The organism is Saprospira grandis (assembly GCF_027594745.1).
Taxonomy (GTDB): domain Bacteria; phylum Bacteroidota; class Bacteroidia; order Chitinophagales; family Saprospiraceae; genus Saprospira; species Saprospira grandis.
Map to the genome: position 1 here is coordinate 292178 of NZ_CP110854.1, position 15754 is coordinate 307931.

Annotated in this window: 9 protein-coding genes; 3 read left to right on the plus strand and 6 right to left on the minus strand. The window is 47.3% G+C overall.

The genetic code is table 11. The features are described from left to right. Positions 1 to 166: 166 nt before the first annotated feature. From OP864_RS01110 to OP864_RS01125, 4 genes are all read right to left on the minus strand, one after another. Positions 167 to 709, minus strand: a complete 543-nt coding sequence (locus OP864_RS01110; protein ID WP_270099480.1) for a hypothetical protein — start codon at positions 707 to 709, stop codon at positions 167 to 169. Between the two features lie 29 nt (positions 710 to 738). Further along, positions 739 to 2268 carry a GDSL-type esterase/lipase family protein gene (locus tag OP864_RS01115; protein WP_270099481.1) on the minus strand — a complete coding sequence of 510 codons (1530 nt, stop codon included), beginning with the start codon at positions 2266 to 2268 and terminating at the stop codon, positions 739 to 741. A gap of 233 nt (positions 2269 to 2501) precedes the next feature. Further along, a complete protein-coding gene (locus tag OP864_RS01120; protein WP_270099482.1) occupies positions 2502 to 4022 on the minus strand; it encodes a DHHW family protein in 1521 nt (506 codons plus the stop codon). A gap of 3 nt (positions 4023 to 4025) precedes the next feature. Further along, the gene (locus OP864_RS01125) at positions 4026 to 5459 is read right to left on the minus strand and encodes an MBOAT family O-acyltransferase (protein ID WP_270099483.1); all 1434 of its coding nucleotides are present in this window, start codon (positions 5457 to 5459) and stop codon (positions 4026 to 4028) included. Positions 5460 to 6509: 1050 nt separating this feature from the next. Here OP864_RS01125 and OP864_RS01130 point away from each other — a divergent pair. Genes OP864_RS01130 through OP864_RS01140 form a run of 3 tightly spaced genes read left to right on the plus strand, consistent with a single transcriptional unit; the run spans position 6510 to position 9974 of the window. Further along, positions 6510 to 7976, plus strand: coding sequence for a hypothetical protein (locus OP864_RS01130; RefSeq protein ID WP_270099484.1), 1467 nt, complete (start codon positions 6510 to 6512; stop codon positions 7974 to 7976). A gap of 4 nt (positions 7977 to 7980) precedes the next feature. Beyond that, positions 7981 to 8529 (plus strand): adenylate kinase, encoded by a 549-nt coding sequence (locus OP864_RS01135; protein WP_245538612.1) that lies wholly within the window; start codon positions 7981 to 7983, stop codon positions 8527 to 8529. Positions 8530 to 8534: 5 nt separating this feature from the next. Then, on the plus strand, positions 8535 to 9974 hold the full coding sequence (locus tag OP864_RS01140; RefSeq protein ID WP_270099485.1) for a hypothetical protein: 1440 nt from the start codon (positions 8535 to 8537) through the stop codon (positions 9972 to 9974). Positions 9975 to 10195: 221 nt separating this feature from the next. On the opposite strand, the gene OP864_RS01150 is transcribed toward OP864_RS01140, so the two are convergent. Then, positions 10196 to 11467: a CapA family protein gene (locus tag OP864_RS01150; RefSeq protein ID WP_270099487.1), complete on the minus strand. Its 1272-nt coding sequence runs from the start codon at positions 11465 to 11467 to the stop codon at positions 10196 to 10198. A gap of 205 nt (positions 11468 to 11672) precedes the next feature. Continuing rightward, complete coding sequence (locus OP864_RS01155; RefSeq protein WP_270099488.1) at positions 11673 to 15386, minus strand: sensor histidine kinase; 3714 nt, start codon at positions 15384 to 15386, stop codon at positions 11673 to 11675. Positions 15387 to 15754: the final 368 nt, after the last annotated feature.

Sequence of the window (15754 nt, forward strand, 5' to 3'; positions counted from 1 at the left end):
CGGCCGCCGCTATGCTCCGCGGCTCGCTGTTCGCTCGGCCCTGCGTTTTTTCGCTGCGCTCAAAAACTGGGTCTGGCCTACGGCCACCGCTGCGCAGCGCTGGGCCAAAAAAAAAGCGAAACTTGCTATTCAGCAAGTTTCGCTTTGCGCCATTCAGCTCATCCGCCTAAATACCAAAGAGCTCGGCATCTACAAAAAACTTAGTGTAGATATTTAGCTCATGGTCTTGGCTAATCGCCTCATCGGTTACGGCATTGATTCTTAGGCTAAATTCATCGGCCTTGATGTACTCTTGAAGATCTACGCCAGTGGTGGTCAAACTCAATGACTCTCCAGCCGCTACATCTACAGAATCTTGGTAGGCAATCCGAGTTTCACCCAAGCTATCGGCAGAAATAAAGACCTCAATAGACTCTAGAAAAGAGAAATCGGCCCCAGAAGGACTGTTAATCGTCAAGGTCATTTCTGTCAATTGAATTTCTTCAATTAGGTCCTTACGGGTGTCATTCGACTCAAAGGTAGAAGTCGAGCTACTGTTAATCGCAGGAGTAGACACATCAAAAGGAACTTGCACCCCAAAGGTAGAGGGAATAGTGACCGTACTATTATAGTCTAGATTAAACTGCGTAAATTTTTCGACTTCTTCACAAGAAGACAAAAGGCCCAAGCTTAGAAAAAGGCCAAGGAAATAAAATGCGAATCTTTTCATCTTGTTAGTTTTTGGGCCTAAGGGCCAAGTTATTTATAAATTTTAAGGCGATCGCCCTTATAGATGGTGTTCTTGCTTTTATTGTTCCATCTTTTCAATTCCTGAATGCTCACATTGTATTTTAAGCTAATCGAATACAGGGATTCTCCTCTTTTAACGATATGTGTGCGGTATTTGCCAGTAGCTGCCGCAGGTTTTTGATTACTTTTTGTCGTTTTCTGGCTCATAGACTCCGACTTGGGTTTTCCTCCATTTCTTAAGACGGCCTGTTCTTCCTTAAGTTTATCGATGCGGAAGAAGAACTCATTTTCCTTGGGGTTTTCATCCAACCAAGCCAAACTATTTTGTAGGGCCTCAAAGAAGAGGTCTCCTTTTAGGCGGTAGCCTTTTACGGTTAGGTGGACCATATCTGGCTGGGCCAAGCGGCTTTTGGTCCAATCTAACATTTTGCGTTGGCCGCCAGAAATCCAGTACCAATCAAAGAGCGCACATTTTTTATCATAGGCAATTTTGTGCATCATATCCGAGAAAGGCTCTCCAGACATACAGTTCTTTTTCTTCCAGAAAAGGTCTTGCGTACTAGTCAAAATAATACAAATATCGGGTACAGCCTTACGCATCTTATCAATGATGGTTTTGATTTCGCTTTCGAGCTCGGGCTCAATCTTATCATAATATAGATAATCATTGGTCCCAAAATCAATAATAGCTACATCGGGCTGTAGGTGGGGCAATTGCTCCCAGAGCAATACCTGATTGAGCAAAGAGTTGTACTTGGCCGCTCCTACTCCAGCATTATGGACCACAGCGCCCTTATCGGCTTCGTCCTCTAGGCTCATACCATAAAACTCAAACTCCGACTCATATTTATTGCGGCGAACAATATGTAAGGTCAACTTTTGGTCCGTAATAGCAGGCAGTTCTACCTCAATGTAAGGCTTGCGGCTAGACGCATCCACAATGACGGGAATTCTCTTACCGCTGGTTTCTACCACAATATCAAAGCTGCGAATATCTCGCTTGCAAAAGATTTTTAGCTGGCGGTAGTTTTTGGGGACTGGCTTTTTAAACTCAAAGACCAGGCTGCTGTTGGCCTGTTCGGTCCGACAACTCATCCCCCGAATTCCCAAAGGCAGTTTGAGGCGCATGCGAAAGCTACGCTCCGCAATCCATTTTCCCGTATGCTTGGTTTTATACTCTATAGAGGAGTACGTTCTGGCGGTAGAAGTGGGAAACATCAGCCCACGGCCCGTTGCTCCATGTACTTCCTGCATCCGCTTTCGGATTTGGCCAGGCAAGGCATCATTCTGACAATGAGAGTCGCCAAAATGAATGACAGTCAATTTCTCCTTATCGGTCCGTTTCCACTTCTGGCGCAAGGTCTCTAAGGCGTCCCGGTTATAAAACTGCAGCATATTGAGCTCGGGATGCATCCAAGGGTATTCAGACAGATCCACCTTTGTGGTCGGCGTAAATTTTACAGCTTCGGGCTGTGCCTGACAGGCCTGCTGGGCAAAAATGAGGAGGAGTACGGCAAAAAAACTAATTCGTCCAAACATGAATTCTTCTATTTTAGGCGGTTGAGCAGTTATTTTTTAAGCTCGAAAAGCAAGCGCAAAGCATGCGCTTCGGCTTAGCGCTGTGAAGGGGTGGCCGAAGGCCAGACGGAGCTTTTTTGAGCAAAGCGAAAAAAAGCGAACGGCCGAGCAGACCTGCGAGCCCCGCAACATAGCGACCCGAGCAGAGCGAGGGGAAGCCCCAAATTAAAACAATTAAACAGTGCGCTGAGTTTCTAATTCTGGGGCAAACTGTCCCATTCTTCCTTGGCGGCTTTGGCGGCTTGCTCTGCCAATTCTTTTTGTTTTTTCAGGTAGAGCTCATTGTATTTTTCTGCCTTACCCAAATGACGCGAAAGGAAGTCGCCCATCGGAAACATTTTTTTGCGGGCGGGCACTGCATGAGGCGCACAAACGCCCCCCTGCGTCAATAAACGCTTAATCATTTTGACATGTGAAGGCGTATTGGCCGAAAAACTATTGTGGAAGAGAATCAGGTCGGTCACCTTGTTCTTTTCCATAAAGTCCATCAAATTCCCCTTAAAATAGCGGTAATCGATCACATAGGTTCGCTCAAAATGCGAGGGAATATAAGTAGCAAATGGATTCCCATAAGAGTTTTTAACCACCAAAGCACGGCGATGATTGGAGGTATCCTGCTCGCTAAAAACGCAAATAGCGGGATAATCTCCCCCCAAAAAGACCCCATAAGCGGCCCCACCTTTGGCATTTTCGATATACAGACGGCTGCCCGCCAAACGGCTATAATCGGCCCCGACCAAGCGGTAAGTTTTGTGGCGGAAAGGGATTTTAAAGTACTCTACCGAATCGCCTTTTTCCTTCAGGCGTTTGTCTCTAGTTTTAAGGTAGAGCGAGCCCAAAAAGTTGGGGATAGTGCCCTGTTCCATTTCCTCAATCGGAATCGCTTTTAGGCCAGCCTCATCGCAAAAGGCTTTGTAGGCATAATAGGCCCCACGGCCCGTCCAATGATGGTCCGTATTGAAAAACAAATATTCGTCTTTATGCTTAAAGAGCTCGGTGGTCACATCAAAGGCATGCACGGCAGAGTCCAAATAATGATAGATCGTATCAATATTTTTGCGTTCTGAAACCGCCTCCTCTATGTATTCTGAAGGCAGGTAAAATTCGCCATGGGTGGGCGTAACCCCACAATGCAACTGGATCCCTTTGGGTGCCAACTTCTTTTGGTATTCGTTCACGACTCTGGCCCAAAGCTTAGCGGTGTTTCGGCTACCGCCAAACATCTGTATCGCCATGCCTTCATAGATGAGTAGACCTCGACTAAGGCGCTGTACATCAGAGGCAAAGCCCTCATTTTCAAATAGATTATTGGCACTGCTGTCTTGGGCCAAAGAATCGCCTCCAACGGTCTGTAAACTATCGCCTTGTAAGCTATCGTTGGCCGCAGCAATGGCATCTATACCCGCATCCATATCTACTCCTTCGGCATAAAACTTTACATCTTCATTCGCAAAACCTCGGTGGTTTTCAATAAACTTCGCAACAGCCACCCAACGCTCCCGAAAAGGAAAATTATCAGAGAAATGAAGGTCCAAACTGTCGGTGTAGCCCCCCGCAAATAATTTTTCGGCAGAAAAAGACGGCATAGGCGCCAGCTCCCGCTTCTCAATTTCAGAAACTTGCTGCTTGGGCAAAACAAAAAACAAAATGCCTAAAACCCCCAAGGGAATCATAAACAAAATGGCATTCAAACGATATGGATAAGGGGTGTTCATAAGCTAGAAACGATAATAAATGAAGGGATTGAAGGAATCGCCAACCAAAAGGGCCATAGATGCAAGAAGCAAAATTAACTGGATAATTCCCAAGGACCACCAATAAAGCAAACCCGACTGAAAACGCAGCTTGTTCTCAAACCATTTTCCAAATGGCGGATAAATGGGCAAGCAAAGCAGTACCGCCAAAGCCAACCAATAGGCATGCTCTTTCAAGACAAGGCCCAGCTTAAAGTTCCAAAACGCATTTTCACTGGCGCCTACCATAATTTCAAAGAATTGGAATAACTGACTGCTGTCCTCAAAGTAAAAGAGCACCCAGCTAAACATGACCGCAATCAATAAATAAGCATGACTGAAAATAGCCGGCAAACGCTTAAAGATTTTATTCAAAATCAAACGCTCCAATAAGATCAACACACCAAAATATAAGCCCCAAAAGACAAAGTTCCAACTTGCGCCATGCCAAAGGCCCGTCAAAAACCAAACGACGAAAAGGTTAAGGTAGCCCCTTAGTTTCCCCTTGCGGTTTCCCCCCAAAGGTATATATATGTAGTCCTTGAAAAAGCTCCCCAATGACATATGCCAACGCCGCCAGAAGTCTGCGGTGCTCTTTGCTATATATGGATAATTGAAGTTCTCGTAATAGTGAAAGCCAAACATCCTTCCCAAACCAATCGCCATATCGGAATAGCCCGAAAAGTCATAGTAGATCTGCAAAGCAAACATAAAAATCCCAAACCAGGCCTCGGCAACGGTAATGGTACTCAAATCTAATGGATTGCCCGGCTCGCCCAAATACAAAACAGCCAAACCACCCGCCACATTGGCAATGAAGACTTTCTTAAACAACCCAATGCAAAATCGCAAGATGCCCTGACTAATATCATAGGCCGTTTCTTTCCGATTGTTAATGTTGTCCTCAATATCCGAATAACGAACAATCGGACCAGCCACCAACTGATGAAATAAACTGACAAACATCAGAAAACGCAGAAAACTTTTTTGCGCCTTGACCTGCCCTCTATACACATCTACAGTATAAGAAATGGTCTGAAAGCTATAAAAGGAAATTCCAATAGGCAAGGCATATTTGGTCGGCTCAAAGGCGGTCCCAAACAAGGCATTGAAGTTTTCATAAAGGAAAACATTGTACTTAAAGGTGGCTAGCAAACCCAAATTGACCAACAAAGAAGAAATCAAGCCCCATTTGGCATGGGCCGTCCCCCTAAAATGCTCAATCCAACGCCCATTGCCATAGTCCACCATGGCCGAAATAATCAGCAAGATGATCCAGACCGGCTCCCCCCAAGCATAAAAAGCCAAAGAGAATAAAGTCAGCAGAATATTACGATAGGTCTTGTTGTCTACCGCATAGTAGAGCACTAAATGCAGGGGCAGAAAGACCGTTAAGAAGATGAGGCTAGCAAATACCATTAAATACGCTTTGAAAAAGTCCAGCTTGGTCGTTAAATCATTGACCCGCAAAAGTACAAATATCTATAGTATTTATCTACCTATTTCTGCCGCTGTTTTTTATTGCTGTTTTTTGGGGCCTCCTGCCTTCGGCAGGCGCTACGCTGCAGGGCTCGCAGGTCTGCTCGGCCCTGCGGCCTGACGGCCTTGGTCTGCGGCTTCGCCGCCCCCTTTCGCATCGCTAGGCCAATATTTCGCCGCTAAGCGCCTATTGTTAAACTGTAGTAGGGTCAGTCCAGAAAAAAAAGATAGGGCATTATAGATATGCCCGGAGGGATTTGTAAACTGCAAATTAGCTGGGGGACTTGTATCTGGTCATTCTGCAATTGCAGATTAGCGCTGAACAACTGTTTCTCCCTATTCTGCAAATGCAGATTAGCTGGGGGACTTGTATCTGGTCATTCTGCAATTGCAGATTAGCGCTGAACAACTGTATCTGGCCATTCTGCAAATGCAGATTAGCTCTGAACAACTGTTTCTCCCTATTCTGCAAATGCAAATTAGCTAGGGGACTTGTATCTGGCCATTCTGCAATTGCAAATTAACGCTGAACAACTGTTTCTCCCCATTCTGCAAATACAAATAAACAAGATGCGGCCGTTTTGGCTGTATTTGCATCATCCGAAGCTTGCTAAACTAGCGTTTAGCTGCCGCCTTGGACCAAGAAGGACCTAAAACGATTCTCTAGCTGCATCAAGCAAGAGTTTGCCCTAAAAGGGCCGAAGGCCCGCGGCTGAGGGATGGTAGCGGGTGGCGCAAAGCGCCAGACCCAGCTTTTGAGCGTAGCGAAAAAGCGCAGGGCCGAGCAGACCTGCGAGCCCGCGCACAGCCCGACCCGCCCAAAGGGCGGGGCAGCCCCAAATCAAAAAAAATAAAAGGACAATAAATAATATGCTGGCGGCCCCAGGCCAACGGCCCAAAGAAAAAGGCGAAAAAATATTATGCGCAAAAAATTGTAGCTTTGCCAAAAAGCGATGAGCTGCGTTTAGTATAAAAAGAATAGCTAGCGATATGAGATTAAAAAAGTATTCCTGGGCCTGTTTGGGCCTTTGTTTATTGTTCCTTCTGCCCTTTAGCGCCTGCCGAAAAGAGCAATTCTTAACGCAAGCGGGAGCAGATCTTCGCTTTGAACTGGATACCCTCAGTTTTGATACCGTCTTTACCGATATGGGCTCGGCCAGTAGGCGATTTAAGGTCTATAACCCACACAGCCAAACCCTAAAAATTAGTCGGATTGAGCTAGCTGGAGGCGGAAGCTCCGATTTCAGTTTAAACATTGACGGCCAAAATGCCTTGGCCGTAGAAGACATCGAATTGGCGGGAGGCGATAGCCTGTATATCCTCGCTTCTGCCCGAATTGACCCCAATAATGGGGACGCTATACGGCTAGACTCTATTTTATTTGAGACCAACGGCAGCCAACAAAAGGTCTACTTAGAGGCCTATGGCTGGAACGCTATTTATCTTGGCCGAAGAGGCTACCAAACCCGCTTTGTCAATGAGCAAATCCAGCTAAACCCCGATACCCCCTATATCTTTTTGGGCCAACTCTACTTTGATAGCAGTTCGGTACTGACCGTGCCTGCCGGAACAGAGGTATTCATGTTTGGGGGACCGACAAGTCGCCCCGGCGACCGAGCGACCATTGTCATCGGGCATAATTCCTCCATCAAAGTGAATGTAGGCGGCGACCTCAACCAGCCCGCCGAGTTCAAAACCCATCGATTGGAGGAGGATTATCAGGATTTACCCTTTCAGCATGGGGGAATTTACCTCACGGCCCAAAGCGTGAACAACCAAATACATGGTTGCATTATTCGCAATGCGGTAGATGGAATCGTCATTGATTCTTTGGCCCCGAACCATCCTACGGTCAAGTTAGAGCTCAAGAAAAGCATGATCTATAATGTAGACCGCAGCTGTATTTTGGCCCGTTTTAGTAGCCTTTGGGCCGAAAACTGTATCCTAGCTAACTCGAACCAATATAATTTCATCAATATTTTGGGCGGCGATTATACCTTTAGGCATTGTAATCTGATTAACTTTGGGACCAACCCCTTTGTGGGCCGCAATGAAGCCGTTTTGAGTATGCGTGACTTTGAAATCCGTTATGATGCCGATGGAAATGAATTTCCAGTTACGGCGGATCTTCGCGCTCGCTTCCAAAACTCTATCGTCTATGGCAATCAGGCCGAAGAGATTGAGCTGGGCTCTTTAGAAGACTTTAGTGGCGGCGCCCAATGGGATTATGCCTTTGAACACTGCCTACTCAAGGTAGATACCTTTGCAACGGGGCAATTCAATTGCCTCATCAATCAAGAACCTTATTTTAGAGATTTAGAACTGTATGAGTACCAAATTGACAGCAGTGCCTCTCCGCTTATCAATGCTGGCATGCCGCTCAATCCGAGCCTAGCCGATGATGCAGAGAGCAAAGGGCGAGACGCCCAGCCCGATATTGGTGCCTATGAATTTTAAAAGCATGAAAACACTATTGCTCTTAGAGCCCCCTTATGCCGTCTACAGCCTAGAAGTAGAAGAATTGGCCTTGCAAGAAGACTATTACTACCTCTCGCTTAGCGATTTGTTTATGCAAGAAGCGGGAAGTAAGTCGGCTTTGGGCCAAAGCTTGGGCGAGCTAGATGCCAAGGACCGTTATAAGCAGCTGATGCAAAGCAAATTGCGCAAACTCCCCCGCAATATTAAGGCGGGCTGGTTGCTAGACCCCGATTGCATTTCTTCTTTGGAGGAGGCGCAGGCCCTTAAAGAGTTGTTGGAAGAACTCAACCACCCTTTAGATGCCATCATCATTGGGCAGGCCACTGCCGAAAACCTCTTGGCGGAGGTCCCCGATTATGAGGACAAAGAAACTGCTGCCGAAGAAATCAAAGACTATTTTGTAAAGCTTTTACCTGGCATCCTTCAAATTTTTCCCGAGGTTCCTCAGCTAGAACTAAGTGAGCAAGACGACTGGAAGGCCCTACACAAGCAAATTCGCAAACTGCTTCGCGGAACGACCCAAGAAAACTAAGCTTCATGTATTCCCCCTCTTCCACTAGGGCCAAAGGCTTTGTATATAGCTGTTTGGCCCTAAGTTTTTTAGCCTTGGCGGCTTATAAAGCCTATTTTTTGGCCTTCACCCATGATGAAAGCCTTAGTTATTTAGACTATGTGATTGGCCGCAATAGCTGGGAGGTCATTAGTTTTGCCCATCATGCTTCGGCCAATAATCATCCGCTCAACAGTTTGTTGATGAAGGGCTGCAATACCCTTTTTGGAGCTGCAGAATGGGCTTTGCGGCTGCCCAATCTCTTGGCGGGAGCCCTATTTGCCTATGCGATTTGGCGGCTTCTACAGGCTTTGCCTCGCCTTTCGCTTCCGCTCTTTTTCTTGGGCGGCAGTTGGCTTTTGGGTCAGGCTTATTTCAATGATTTTTTCTCTTTGGCCAGAGGCTACGGCCTTTCTTATGGTTTTTTCTTGCTGGCTTTTGCCCAATTATACCTCCTGAAGTCGAGCCTAAAAGGCTTGGCGGCTGCCCTGCTCTTGGCCTGCCTTTCGGTTTATGCCAATTTCTCTCAATTGATTCCGCTCTTGGCCCTTTTGGCCAGTTATACGCTCTATCAGTTATTATTTGGTCCAAACCGCAAAGCCCATCTCTTTGCCCAATTGGGCCTGATGGGTTTGGGGCTGCTTGGGCTTGGCGCCGCTATTGCTGGCCCTATTTCGGGCCTAATTGAACGCAAAGAACTCTATTTTGGGGGAGAAAAAGGGCTGCTACAAGACACGATCGGCTCTTTGGCCAAGCATCAATTGCAGGGCCTTGGGCTAGAACAATATAGTTTCTTGCTCTACTATGCCTATCCTCTTTTGCTGCTTTTGGGCCTGCTCTTTTTAGTCCTAAAACGAAAGGAAAATAGCCCCATTTACCGCCTCATCTTTATGAGTAGCCTCTTGCTCAGCCTCATGAGCATCGGCCATATTTTGGCCCACAAACTCTTTGGGGTCCGCTTCCTTATTGATCGTACGGCCCTCATTTACCTGCCCTTTATCCAACTACTCAGCTTTGCGCTATTTGCGGCTTTGGTCCAAAAATGGCGGCTGCAAAGCTGGCTAGCGGGCGGTTTTTCCCTGCTGCAGCTCTATATCTTTGCGCAAAGCTGGCAGCCCCATGCTTTTCGAGAATGGACCTACGAGCAAGACAATAAAGCCATCCTTGCTGCGGTCTCTGAATTGGCCCAAAAGGAGCAAAAAACCTATAGCTTAGGGACCTACTGGCTCAATTTGCCCAGTTTCCGCTACTACCAGCAAAGGGGCTGCTACCCAGGCATCCAACTGATGAACTATCGCGCAGAATTTGACGCCCAAGCCCATTTCGATTTCTACTACATTTATGCGCCCTATGGCTATGAGGCCCTAAAACAGGACTATCGCCCTTATCAAACCTTTGCAGAAGGGCAACTTTTTAGGCATAGATAAAGCAAAAGGCCTAATCTCTACAGACTAGACCTTTCTTTTCTTTTGGGGCCCGCGGCCGCCCTTCAATTTGGGGCGGCCGCCGCTATGCTGCGCCGCTCGCAGTTCTGCTCGGCCCTGCGTTTTTTTTCGCTTTGCTCAAAAAAACTGGGTCTGGCCTTCGGCCACGGCTGCGCAGCGCTGGGCCGTTCTGGCCTGCGGCCAGTGGGGGCTTCGCCCCCAGCTTAGCGGATCCTTGGCCGAAAATTATGCTTTCTGGGGGGCAGGGGCGTAAGGACCGAATCAATGGGGGGAAAGCCCTGCCAGTAAGTAGCGGGCAAAAAGCGCTCTTGGCCTGCCCCTTGGGCCAAATTCTTTTGATTACGGAGATAAGTGGCTTTCATTCTGGCCCATTCCGCCTGAGGCAACTGGGCAAAATTGCTGCTATCTGCCAAAAGGGCCGAGATAGGCAATAAAGTATAGACCCAATCGGCTACGGGCTTTTGTTTATAGTGGTGAATATGTCGCCAAATAGGGATATAATTGGCTCCTTTGGGCTGTAGCTCTCCCGTAAAGCGGTTTTTCTGAAAATCCAGCTCTAGGATTAGCCCAATGTCGGTATTGGGGCGAAACTGATTAGAGATAAAATTACCGAGAGAGTAGGCGGTAAACTGTCCGCTGCTGCTATCACGGGCCAAGGGCTGCAAAACATGGGGATGTCCCCCAATAATAAGGTCTACCCCTTCTTTTCTTAGCCAAGCTTCCCATTTTTGCTGTTCTCGGTTGGGCTGTAGTTGATATTCTAGGCCCCAATGAGCTAGAGCAACAATTAAATCGGGCTTTTGGGCCTTAGCTTTGGCAATATCTGCTCTAATTTCTAGGCTATCCATCAAATTGACGATACCTGGTTTGCGGGTTGGGATGCCATTGGTTCCATAGGTAAAAGAGAGCACCGCCAGGCGCAGCGCTACACTATCCTTTTGCAGTTCATAAACTAGCGGATAAATCGCTTTTCGTTCTGTGCTATCTCTAAAGCTGCCCGTATGGGCCAAATTTAGGCTATCCAGAACATCTAGGGTATGTTGTAGGCCATAATCAAAGTTATCATTTGTGTGATTATTGGCTGTAGACAGCAGATCGAAGCCTGCTGCCTTAATAAAATGGGCCAGGGTATCGGGCGAGCGGAACATGGGGTAGCCGCTAAAATTATTCTTATCGTTTAGGGTCAGCTCCAAATTCAGAATGGCCAAATCCGCCGAATCGATGAGGGGGCGGAGATAGCGAAAAGCGGGTTCATAATCAAACTGCCCAGAGGCGGGATCATAAGCGGCGCGGATTTGGTCCCCATGCTGCATGAAATCGCCTACGGCAAGGAATCTAAAGTTGACAAAGGTATCTAGGGGGAGCGGAGGCGCTTGGCTACTGTCCTTAGTGGTCCTTTGGTTTTCTACAATTTGGGCGGGTTCGCAGGCCCAAAAGAGGAGCAAACAAAGAGAGAGGGGGAGAAAATACTTCATAAACGGAAATTGAGTAAAAGGGAAAAGTTTTTGGGTGTAGAGGCGCGCAGCGCCTGGCTGAGGGATGGAAAGCAGGGCCGCCGCAGGCGGCAGACCCAAGGCTTTTGCAGCGCAGCGAAAAAGCCTGCAGGGCCGAGCAGACCTGCGAGCTGCGGCACAGCCCGACCCGCCCGCAGGGCGGGGCAGCCCCAAATCCTTCAGTTTGTTAATCTTGTTTAAAAAGCGGGAGGCGGATATAGAAATCTGTGCCTTGGCCCTCTTCTGTTTCGAAATAGATTTCGCCTTGCATCGCCCGAATCATCTTGCGGCACATAGACAAGCCGATGCCCGTGCCCGAAGATTTGGTGGTAAAATAGGGGACAAAAATGCGTTTGCGTTGTTCTTCGGGGATGCCGCAGCCATTATCTCGGACAAGGACCAGGGCGTCTTCGCCGGCCTGTTCCAATTGGATTTGCACCCGTCCTTTTTGTTCTTCGGGAATAGCTTGGATTGCATTTTTGACCAAATTATTGAGGATGCGCAGCATTTGGCTACGGTCGGCCCAAACGGCTAATTGAGGCAAGGGCGAGAGCAGTTCGATTTCGGTTTCGCTTTCATTTTCCTGAAAGAGCTGTTGGATAGACTGCAGCATTTCGTCTAGGGCGATCACCTCATTTTCTGGGGGCGGCATCTTGGCGAAGTTAGAAAACTCGGAAGCAATGCGGGCCAGATTATCAATTTGTTCCACCAGAGCCTTAGAGATGCGGGGCATCATTTGCTGGGCTTTTTCGGGACTTTTCTGGGCGGCTCTTTCTAGCAGTTGTAATTGCAACTTCATGGGAGTCAGGGGATTTTTAATTTCGTGTGCCACCTGTTTGGCCATATCTCGCCAGGCCGACTCCCTTTGGCTTTGAGCCAATTTCTCGGAGCTCTCTTCTAGGGCCAGCAGCATTTCATTAAAGCGGCGGACAAAATCTCCGATTTCATCTCGGCCCTTCCATTCTAGTTGTTCGTTCTTCTCGCCCACCTTAATCAGGCGCAACTTCTCGCCAATTAGCGAGAGCGGGCGGGTGACCGAATTGGCAATTAGGAAAGCCACCCCAGCGGCTAAAATTAGGAAAATCACATAGACATTGAGCAGGGCCCCGAGGAACTCCGCCACATCCTGCGAGCGGATATTATTGCTACCGGCCAAATCATAGGGCAGATTGAGAAAAGCGATAATATTATTTTCCTCATCTCGCAGCGGCACATAGCCAGAGAGATACTCTAGATTGTTAATTGTTTCTCTTTGGGGATAATTATCGAGTTGTTCGAAGCGCATTTTTCGGTAAGCCAGGGGATCCATCTGTCGGCTGAGCAGGCGGCGTTCAAAAATGGCATCTTCAGAAGAGGACAAAAGCTGGCCATTGAGGCCATAGACATTCACATCAATTTTGTGAATATTGGCCAGATCCTTTGCATCGGGAATCAGTTGGCTAGAATCGGGGCGATTGACAATTTGCCAGCTAGCGGTTTTGGCTGTACTAGCAATTTTTCGTTCTAGGCGTTGTTTGTGGTAATCATTATATTCATTTTGGAAGTAGAAAATCGTGACCACCCCAATAGCGATAAAAGAGAAGAGGCTCACCAAGACAATCCCCTGTTGGATGCGTTCTCGCAAAGAGGCCTTAAACTCAATCACAATAGGTTGCCATTGGAACAAATACTTCATAGCGGCTAGGCTAATAAAGAGCAGGAAAAGCAAGAGAAAGCCAATACAAAAGATATAAGAAAAGAGGCTAAAGGGTTGCAGCCAGGAAGTTGCTTGCAGAGCCACTAGGCCTAGGTAACTTCGTTCATCTTGGTAGAGCAGATAAGTTTTATCGCCTTTTTTCTTGCGTAAAAATTGCTTGGGTTCGGGCAACTCCTCATCAATAGCCAGATAGGCGGCAAAATCGCCATCTTTGCTCAGCACCCTTTGGTTGCCCTTATAGAGTGCATACTCAAAATTGCCGTAGGTTTGTTCTAGGCGGCTTTTGGGCAGAGAGAGCAGCTCGACATAGATTGAGTTTTGGCTATCCTCCTCCTTCGGGCGGAGTTCGAGGACAATTCGGCCCAAGAGCTTATTGCCCTCCCGCAGTTCTAGGTCGGCATAATAGACAAAGCGGCCTGATTTCTCTGAGTAGAAATAGAGATTGGGGCTAGCCATTTTCTGCGAGCGTTCAAAAATATCTTTTAATTGGCCATAAGGGAGTTGCTCTCCTTTTTTTGGCAAATTCAGGCTATTGTAGAGATAGATATTATAATCGTAGCGGCCAAAAAAGGCATTATCCAGATAAAGGTAGGTCAGGCGATCGACCACCTGACTATAAGGGATATAAAGCGAGCTAAAATAGACCTTAAAGAAATTATCGTTGAGCAATTTGGGCTCTAATTCTAAGAAAGCTTCTTCTACCTTGGGGTCTTGTTCAAAGGTAAGGACCTTAAGAAAGTCTTGGCGGAGGGCCAGATTTTTTTCATGATTGGCCTGTTCGATAAGCAGGGTCCCTACCCCACTAAAAAAGAGCAGCCAAACGGTAAGCCACATAAAGGTCAGTTGTTTTTCCTGCACAAACCAAAGCAGCAAAATGCCAAAGGCAATCACAAAGGCTGCCAGGGCCAAAACATAGAAAATGGGCAGGCCCATGCTCAGGCCTAGGGCGGCGCCAAAAAGCAGACAGATTAACAGATAGCTTGCTTGCTGTAAGTAGCTCCAATTTAAGACCGCCAGCATGCGATACAACTTATTGACCAAGAGAAAATAGGAGAAGAAAAGGACCACTAGGGCCAGCATAGCCAAAAAAGAGGGAGCATCCACCCTAGTCGAGTTTTCAAACTCCAAATAGACATTGGCATTGAGCACAATATCTCGGAGCGTAAACTCTAGAGCAAGGAAACCGCCCACCAAAACCGAAAAGATAAAAAGGGCCAGGCCATTTTTCCGCCAGCTACTCCAGCTTCTAATCGCCTGTTCCTGCCAGTTGGCCAAAATAAAAATCAGCAGGGCCACAATCCAGCCCAAATCGAGGAGTAAATCGCCTAAGGCATAATACCAAAGCGAGTCATCATCTGATAATTTAAAGCTAAAGAGCGGCAAATCGTGGGTTAGTCGAGGCAGCTCGGTATAAACCCCTAGCAGGCGTAGGCTGAGGCTACCGAACAAAAAGAAAAGGGTGCCCAACAACTGCCCCTTTTGCCGAGTGAGTTGGGCGGCTAGGCGAAAAAGCAGGGCGATCCAGCAAAAAGCCCCTAATAAATAAAGGGCCAAAGCCCCATAGGCCGAGTCTCGGTAGGGAAAATTGGGTTGTTCCTCCAAGCGCAAATACGTTAGGCCCAAATCATCTAGGACTAGCTGCGCCGAACTATCGGTACTTGGGCGAACATACTCTCCAAACTCCTCTGACATCAGCGGAAAATTATTGTCTAGATAGCCATTTTGCACCGGGAAACGTAGGTAGACTGGCAAGAGGCCCAATAAGGTATAGCGATACTCCTGCTGGTTCAAAATCACCTTAAAAGGGCGCTTAATCATCAGGTACTTAGAGCCCGCCATATCCATAATACGGCGCTCTGGCTTACTTTTATAGCGCACATCGGTCTGGTAGGGCTCCACCTTATTGTTGTTCCAATAAATCAGCGAATCGCTTTCATTATAAATCAAAAGCGTATAGGGCAGGGCATTATAAACCGCCAAACTATCCTCGGACCATTCATTATCTACCGAGCGCATCAGAAACTCTCGGCGTTCAACTCGCTGCTCTAAATCCTGCTCCCAAAAGGCCAATTGACTGGCTAATTCTTGGGCTGCTTCTGGCAAATCTGGCGATCGGTAGGCCCAATTCTCTAAGGTATTTGCCGAGAGGATAAACAGCAAACCCAAAAGGAAAATAAAGCTAGGCCAAAATATGGTTCGTTTCATGATGAAGCTAGACTAGATGATGATGATGGGCCTCCTGCCTGCGGCAGGCGGTTACTCCCTTTGGTCGTCGAAGACGCCCTAAAGGGCTTGTTGTCGTTTCGGGGCTCGCTGCTCGCTCTGGCCTGCGGCCACCCCTGCACATCGCTAAGCCGTTTTGGCCTGCGGCCAATAGGGGCGACTTACCTCTGCTCAAAAGTACAAAGCGAAGCAAAGGCTTTTCCTAAAAGAACTAAAATATTTTCGGTATTCTAAAGTTTTTCCTCAACTTATGGTTGGTGGCAAAAAAATCAATAGCGGCCCTCAAAAAAAAAGCAAAAAAAGTTTGCAACTTGAGACTTTGTTCTATTTTTGCCGCCCCAAGCAAAATT

Coding starts and splice junctions, on each gene's coding strand:
- OP864_RS01110 (WP_270099480.1), bottom strand. CDS start 709: ATGAAAAGATTCGCATTTTATTTCCTTGGCCTTTTTCTAAGCTTGGGC.
- OP864_RS01115 (WP_270099481.1), bottom strand. CDS start 2,268: ATGTTTGGACGAATTAGTTTTTTTGCCGTACTCCTCCTCATTTTTGCC.
- OP864_RS01120 (WP_270099482.1), bottom strand. CDS start 4,022: ATGAACACCCCTTATCCATATCGTTTGAATGCCATTTTGTTTATGATT.
- OP864_RS01125 (WP_270099483.1), bottom strand. CDS start 5,459: ATGGTATTTGCTAGCCTCATCTTCTTAACGGTCTTTCTGCCCCTGCAT.
- OP864_RS01130 (WP_270099484.1), top strand. CDS start 6,510: ATGAGATTAAAAAAGTATTCCTGGGCCTGTTTGGGCCTTTGTTTATTG.
- OP864_RS01135 (WP_245538612.1), top strand. CDS start 7,981: ATGAAAACACTATTGCTCTTAGAGCCCCCTTATGCCGTCTACAGCCTA.
- OP864_RS01140 (WP_270099485.1), top strand. CDS start 8,535: ATGTATTCCCCCTCTTCCACTAGGGCCAAAGGCTTTGTATATAGCTGT.
- OP864_RS01150 (WP_270099487.1), bottom strand. CDS start 11,467: ATGAAGTATTTTCTCCCCCTCTCTCTTTGTTTGCTCCTCTTTTGGGCC.
- OP864_RS01155 (WP_270099488.1), bottom strand. CDS start 15,386: ATGAAACGAACCATATTTTGGCCTAGCTTTATTTTCCTTTTGGGTTTG.